Below are 521 nucleotides of genomic sequence, written 5' to 3'. Positions count from 1 at the left end.
CGCGGGCGCACGCTATTCGATCACCAACAAGTAGCCTGCACGGTCCTTGGATTCCAGTGGATGAGCGAGCACCAGCGCCGCTCACTGGTACGTGAACTGCGCGACGAAGTGGCGCGCTGCGCCGACCGCGATCAGCTACTCGTGCGGGCGCGTCAATGGCTGTACAAGAACAAGCTGGTGATCGTGCACGAGCGGGCAATTCGGACACTGATTGCGGCGGCACTTGCCCAGCTTGAAGTTGAAACAGGCACCGCCATCGCCGCCAGCGTTGATCCAGCAACACTTGATCGCTGGCGAGCCTCAGTTTCAGAGCTGCGCCCAGATGGACAAACCCAGCAGAGTTGGCTATGGGCTGCACCGGCGAAACACTCAACCCGCCAAATCAGCGAGGTACTGGAGCGCATCGACCTGCTTTACACGCTGGACGTTCATAAGCACCTGGCAGACATCCCCGATCTCATCTTGCGCCGCTACGCGCGCCGACTTGTCTCCAGGCCGCCCTCAGCCGGAGCCAAGATCAA

1 pseudogene is annotated in these 521 nt (G+C 61.0%); it reads left to right on the top strand.

Going from position 1 to position 521, the window contains the following annotated elements:
- A pseudogene (locus tag IE209_RS33680) lies at positions 1-521 on the top strand (Tn3 family transposase); the annotation flags it as partial.

The organism is Pseudorhodoferax aquiterrae (assembly GCF_014652235.1).
Taxonomy (GTDB): Bacteria; Pseudomonadota; Gammaproteobacteria; order Burkholderiales; family Burkholderiaceae_C; genus Pseudorhodoferax; species Pseudorhodoferax aquiterrae.
This window is presented reverse-complemented; position numbering and strand designations above follow the sequence as displayed.